Origin of the sequence: Streptomyces sp. OfavH-34-F (genome assembly GCF_022347745.1) — a bacterium.
Taxonomy (GTDB): Bacteria; Actinomycetota; Actinomycetes; order Streptomycetales; family Streptomycetaceae; genus Streptomyces.
Window position 1 is genome coordinate 1 of the sequence record NZ_JAKRGC010000348.1, and the last position, 6,362, is coordinate 6,362.

General features: G+C 76.4%; 4 protein-coding genes. 1 reads left to right on the plus strand and 3 read right to left on the minus strand.

The window, feature by feature from the left end; translation table 11 throughout:
- The 3 genes from MHW47_RS30525 to MHW47_RS30535 form a co-directional block, all read right to left on the minus strand.
- A partial coding sequence (locus MHW47_RS30525) for a DUF6493 family protein (RefSeq protein ID WP_239227112.1) occupies positions 1-2,551 on the minus strand: 2,551 nt, incomplete at its 3' end.
- On the minus strand, positions 2,548-3,921 hold the full coding sequence (locus MHW47_RS30530; RefSeq protein ID WP_239227113.1) for an SWIM zinc finger family protein: 1,374 nt from the start codon (positions 3,919-3,921) through the stop codon (positions 2,548-2,550). The genes MHW47_RS30525 and MHW47_RS30530, both read right to left, overlap by 4 nt.
- A 46-nt stretch (positions 3,922-3,967) precedes the next feature.
- Positions 3,968-5,398, minus strand: coding sequence for a PLP-dependent aminotransferase family protein (locus MHW47_RS30535; protein WP_239227114.1), 1,431 nt, complete (start codon positions 5,396-5,398; stop codon positions 3,968-3,970).
- A 47-nt stretch (positions 5,399-5,445) separates the two neighbouring features.
- Between MHW47_RS30535 and MHW47_RS30540 the strand changes: the two genes are divergently transcribed.
- A partial coding sequence (locus MHW47_RS30540; protein ID WP_239227115.1) for a DMT family transporter occupies positions 5,446-6,362 on the plus strand: 917 nt, incomplete at its 3' end.

The window sequence follows — 6,362 nt, forward strand, 5'->3', positions numbered from 1 at the left end:
GCGGCCCGGAACGCTCCGCGCACTCCGCCGCGACGGCCAGCAGATCGCTCAGCCCCCGCGGCGCCCGCTCCCGGCCCAGCAGCGCGGGCAGCACCGGCACCAGCACGGACAGGACCGTCCCGTACGCCCCGGTCTCCGCCGCCGTCCGGACCGCGATCGCCAGCCGGTTCGGCTTCACCGAGTCCTGCGCGATCAGCACGGCCAGCTCGCCGCCGAGCCGTTCGGCGTCCAGCCGGCCCCGCGCCGCCAGCACCAGCAGCGCGTCCACCGCCGCGAGCCGGTCCTCCGGATGCCGGGCACCCAGCCCGTACGCCAGGGCGAGGTGCATCGCGTCCGCGGCCGGGCCGCCGGTCTCGGCGAGTGCCGGCAGCAGCCAGGCGTTGCCGCGGTCCTCCTGGACGCACGCGGCGAGGGAGGGCAGCAGCCAGGCCGCCAGGCTCTCGCCGTCCTCCGGGAGGGTGGCGATCCAGTGCGGGGACTCCGCGACCCAGCAGTAGCAGTCCTTGTGGTGCGGGGAGTGCGAGCTGCCCAGCCAGTGGAAGGCCGGCGGGAACTTCTGCCGGACGAGCGGGTTGTCCCGGGTGGCGAGCAGCGCCCGGCGCGCCTTGACCACCGTCTGCCGCAGCCAGTCGCGGCCGACCTCGACATCCGTGTCCACATGGCGCGGCACCACGGCCGCCACCGGCTCGTCCGCCCGGAGCCAGGCCGCCAGCCGGTCGCCCTCCCCGGTGCCCAGCGCGGCCGCCTCCCGCGCGGCCTCCTCCGCGTCCGTGCGCCGGACCCGCAGCAGCGCCTGGGCGAAGTCCGCCGGGGCGGCCGCGATGCCCAGCGCCCGGTAGCCGCGCAGCCGCTCCACCAGTTCGGCCGGCTCGATGGTTCCCGTGTGCCAGGTGGGGGTGGCCAGCAGGTACGGCAGCCTGCCCGACCGCAGTTCGGCCGCCGCCTCCCACAACCGGGCGGTCAGGATGCCGTTGAGCGCCTGGTGGCAGCACCCGGGCGTCCCGGTCCGGCGGGCCCGCGCGTCGTGGACGGCCTTCGCGGAGACCCGGTCGAGCAGGGACGCCGTGACGGTGTGCAGGCTGCCCGGCTCGCGGGATATCCGCCACTCCGCCTCCCCCCTGGGAAGGGTGGCCCACCACATCCCGGCGACTGCGGGCTCCAGGGCCGCGACCAGCTCCTCCGCCCCGCCGTGCGCGTACCGGACGAGGCCGTCCAGGGCGCGTTCGAACGCGGTGACGTCCTCGTGGTCCGGGCTGATCAGAACGGCCGTCACCTCCTCGACCAGCTCCGCGACCGAGCCGTGCGGCGGGCCGACGGGGCGCGGGGCGGGCGGCGGCGGCAGGATCTCCTCGTACGGCGCCGCCGGTTCGTCCTCCAGCAGGTCGCCGAAGACGGCGAGCGCCGCCTTCCGGTGCACGGGCGCCAGCAGCGAGGCCATCCCCGCCACCTCCTCCCGGACCGCCGGCGCCGCGGCGGGCAGGGCGCGGGCGACCAGCTTCAGCGCACGCTCCTGCGCGTCAGTGTCCGGATGCCCGAAGGTGTCGGCGATCACCGGCAGCAGTTCGTCGGCCGCCGATGGCTCGCCGCGCAGCACCTTGCCCAGCTGGATCAACTGGGCGCGCACCAGCTTCTTCTCGGTGCGGAAGAGGACCGCGCCGGACACCTCGGCCAGCTGCCGCACGGTCAGCCCGTCCCGCGCACGGAGCCGGGCCAGCACCTCCTGGGCGTGACCGGCGACCGTCGAGGGGCCGTCCGCCGCCAGCGCCATCCAGTCGGCGACCCGTGCCGCCTCCTCCTCGGGAGTGGGTTCGAGCGCGCGCACCACCAGCAGGCAGAAGCGCAGGTCCGAGGGTCTCCCGCCGCCGCGCAGCAGCCGCGCGACGCACCCGTCGAGCAGGGCGCCCCGGTCGAGCTGGCCCTGTGCGGCCAGAGCGGTGAGCGCGGCCGGCCAGTAGTCGCCGGGGGAGGCGCTGTCCACCCACGCCACCGACGGCGGCAGCTCCGGCATCGTCAGCAGGTGGGCGACCAGATCCCGCAGACCGTCCTCCTTCCGCAGGACCTCCACCAGCGGCACCTCGCGCCGCCACTGCCACCAGGAGCCGCTGGCCCGCTCGGCCCACACCCGGACCATGCCGTCCGTGACCGGCAGCGGGCAGTCCGCCCTGCGCGCCAGCTCCACGACGAACCGGTACTCCGCCTCGGTCTCCACGGCGCGCGCGGCCAGCCGTCCGGCGAGATCGGCCAGCCACGCCGGCTCGCGGTCATCGAGGACCCGGAGCACCCACGCATAGGGCGGATCCGTCCAGTCCCGCATGTCCCGGGCGCCGAGCCAGGTCGCGCAGGCCGCCGCCCCGGTGTGGCAGCCCGCACCGGCCACCAGCATCGCCTTGCGGATCTTGGTGCGCGCGTCCCACGCCCAGCCCCGTGCCTCCTTGCGCAGCTCCTTCAACTCGCCGAGCGCCGCCCTGCGTCCGCTCCGGTCGAGACCGGCCACCAGCGCCGGGACGGCGTCCAGACGGCCCGCGCGCACCGCTTCGAGCAGCGTGCTCATCGGACACCTCCGGCGACCGTCGCGCCCCGCCGGACCATGCGGACGGCCAGGGCGTGCTTGCACGGCCCCCGGCGGCCCCGGTAGTCCGCCCACCACTGGCAGGTACAGCTCAGCGCCCCCGCCCGCTCGCGGACCTGGTAGCGCCGGTCGCCCGAGCGCACCGTCGCCACCTCGCCGTCCAGCTCCACCGCGCCCTCCCGGGCGAGGCGCCGCGCCGCCACCAGCCGCGGATTGTGCCGCTCGGCGCGGTCCGCGTCGTACGGCAGCTCGCGGTGGAAGTACGCGGCGTCCGCGAGGTCGTACCCCACCCGGCCCGCCGTGCCGAGCCGGACCAGCGCGGCCCGCACCCGTTCCGCCGGAAGGCCCGACTGCTCGGCGAGCACGTCCGGCTCGATGCGCGGCTCCCACGCCAGCAGCACCGAGATCAGCTCCGCGTCGGCCGCGGCGTCGTCCGTGGCGAGCGCCTCCAGCACCCCGCCCTCACCGGAGAACCCCCGCGAGGCGTCCGGCGACAGCGTCAGCGTGAGCCGCATGCCCGGCATCACCACCTCCCACGCGCTCGCCGTCGCCGCGCCGTCCGTCACCGGCCCGTACACGCGCAGCGCCGACGCGTACCGCAGGACCCGCTGGAGGGTGGCCAGCCGCTGCGGGCCCGGCAGGCAGACCGCGCCGGACACCGGGCGGGTGGTCGGCCGCAGCGTCCGCCCGGCGGGCACCACCCACTGCGCTCCCCGCGAGGCGTTCCCCGAGGACCGGGGCAGCGACCTCAGGAACCGGACGGCCTCGGCCGCCGACAGCTCGGCCCGCAGATCGAAGGAGGCGGACACCACCTGCGCCTCCGCGAAGCCCCGCAGCCAGCGGTCCGGCAGCGGCACCTTCTTCTCCACGACCGGTCCGGCCGTCGTCGTGACCGCCATCTCCTGCGGGCCCACCCGCAGGTGCAGCGGCTCGTCGCCGCCTATCCGCGACAGCGCCTCGCGCAGCGGATCGTTCACGTCCACATTGGTGGTGCCGTGGTCCGTCCGGGCGCCCTCCAGACCCTCGCTCAGCACGTCCAGCCGGGCGTAGACCCCGCAGCAGCCGGAGAACGACTCGAAGCGCAGCCGGTCCCCGTTGCCCGTCACCACCGGGTCCAGCGACGACAGCAGCGTCCGCTGGTAGTAGCGGGCGGCGGCGACGTCCGCCACGGCGAGCAGCCCCCGCGCCGCGATGTGCGGCGAGGCCAGGAAGCCCTCGAAGAACCGGGGATGGGCCTCCAGGCCGCGGGGAGTCGAGCCGCCGGCCGTCTCCAGGCCGAGCAACGGTCCGGCCTGGGACGACGCCAGGGCGGAGGGACGTGAGTAGGCCAGGGCCTGCACGGTTCGGGTCATGGAAAAACCGTAGGACCCACCACTGACAACCGGTCTCCGTCGCAGGTCAACGGGGGTCCGGGCGGCACTCGGCGAGCGCCCGCACACCCCGGTCGATCTCCCCGGGCGTCAGGTGGGCGTAGCCCAGGACCAGCCGTACGTGACCGTCCCCGTACCGGTCCGTGCCGTACGAGCGCAGCAGCCGCACCGCGATTCCGGCGCGGGCCGCGCGCTCCGCGAACTCCTCCTCGGGGCCCCAGCGTTCGGGCAGCCGCGCGATGGCGTGCAGGCCCGCCGCGACCCCGCTCACCTCCGCGCCGGGGAAGTGCGCGGCCAGGGCCCGCGTCAGCACGTCCCGGCGCTCGCGGTACGCCCGCTGACAGCGCCTCAGCTGCCGGTCGTAGCCCCCGCCCGTCACGAAGCCGGCGAGCACCGCCTGGTCGAGAGCCGGATTGCCCAGGTCCATCGTCCGCTTGCGGTCCACCAGTTCGTCGGTCATCGACGCCGGCGCGATCAGCCAGCCCAGGCGCAGGCCGGGCGCCAGGGACTTGCTCACCGACCCGGTGTAGGCGACGTGTTCCGGATCGAGGCCCTGGAGGGCGCCCACCGGCGCGCGGTCGTAGCGGAAGTCGCCGTCGTAGTCGTCCTCGATCACCAGCCCGTCCGTCTCCCGCGCCCACTCCAGGAGCCGGCCGCGCCGGGCCGCCGAGTACGCCACCCCGGTCGGGAACTGGTGCGCCGGGGTCGTCACCACGGCCCGCACCCCACTGCGCGCCAGCGGCTCCATCGCCAGGCCCTCGCCGTCGAGCGGGACGGGGGCCGTCGCCACCCCCGCCGAGGCGAACAGCGCCGTGTGCTCCGGACTTCCGGGGTCCTCCACGCCCACCGTGCGCACCCCGCGCCCGTGCAGGACGAACCCGAGCAGCGTCGTCGCCTGCGCCACCCCCGAACACACCAGCAGCCGTTCGGGATCGGCCACCACCCCGCGCCGCCGCGTCAGCAGCGCGGCCAGGGCCTCCCGCAGCTCCGGCAGCCCCCGCGGGTCCGGGTAGCCGAGGGCGCCGTGCGGCAGCCGGGCCAGCACCGAACGGTGGGCGGCGGCCCAGGCGCTGCGCGGGAACAGCGAGAGATCGGGCGTGCCCGGCCGGAAGTCGACGCTCACCTCGCGGGCGCGCGGCGCCAGATCCCGCGCCCCGCCCGCCGCCGCCCGCGCCGACCCGCTCACCCAGGTCCCCGCGCCCCGCCCGCTGCGCAGATAGCTCTCGGCCGTCAGCTGCTCGTACGCCTCCGTCACCAACCCCCGCGACACGCCGAGATCGGCGGCCAGTTCACGGCTGGACGGCAGCCGCGTCCCCGGCGCCAGACGACCCGAGCGCACCGCCTCGCGCAGCGCCGACTGCAGCGCCCGCCCCCGGCCCCGCGCCGGTACGGAGGCCACCGGCAGCAGCAGCTCCCAGGCGGCGGACACGGACGGCACATTGGTCCCCGAAACAGTCATGGAAGTGGACCTTAAGCCGAACCACCGCGCTCCCTAGCGTCGGAGTCATGAACGCGACCTCCCTGCGCGGCGCCCTCCCGGCCGCCTTCGCCTGCGTCCTCGTCGGCGCCTCCTTCACCGCCAACAGCGTCCTCGGCGACTACCCCTACGCGGGCGGCCAGGCCCTGCGCTACGCCCTGGCGGCGCTGCTCCTGCTGCCCCTGATCGGCCGGGCCGGCGAACCGCGCCCGCTCGCCACGCTGCGCCTGCTCACCCGGCGCCAGTGGGTGCGGCTCGCGCTGCTCGCCGCCATCGGCATGGTCGGCTTCAACCTCGCGGTCCTCATCGCCGAACGCTCCGCGGAACCCGCCGTCCCCGGCGTCTTCGTGGGCTGCGCCCCGATCGTCGTCGCCGTGCTCGTGCCCCTCCTCGACGGACGGCGCCCCGCCCGCCCGGTGCTCTACGGCGCCGCTCTGGTCGCCGCGGGCGCCTTCACGGTGCAGGGCTGGGGCCGCACCGACCTGGCCGGCATCCTGTGCTCGGTCGGCGCTCTGGCGGGCGAGGTGGGCTTCGCCGTGCTCGCCGTACCGGTGCTGCGCCCGCTCGGCCCCAAGCTGCTGTCCGCCGCGGTGTGCGCGATCGCGGCGGCCGAGTCGGCGGTGCTCGGGCTGGTGCTGGACGGCTCCGGCTTCCTGCGGATGCCCACCGGCACGGAGGCGGCGGCCCTCCTCTGGCAGGCGGCCGTGGTGACCGTCATCGGCTTCGTCTGCTGGTACGTCGGCGTGCAGCGCATCGGCGCCGAGCGGGCCACCCTCTTCTCCGGGCTCATCCCCGTCTCCGCCGCGCTCACCGCCCCCCTGGTCGGCACCGGGGCGTACGGGCTCGGACAGGCGGCCGGCTCCTGTCTCGTCGGCCTCGGTGTGGCGATCGGGTCGGGCGTGCTGGGGCGGCGGGGCACGGTCCCCCCGGCCGGCGCGGCGGCGGG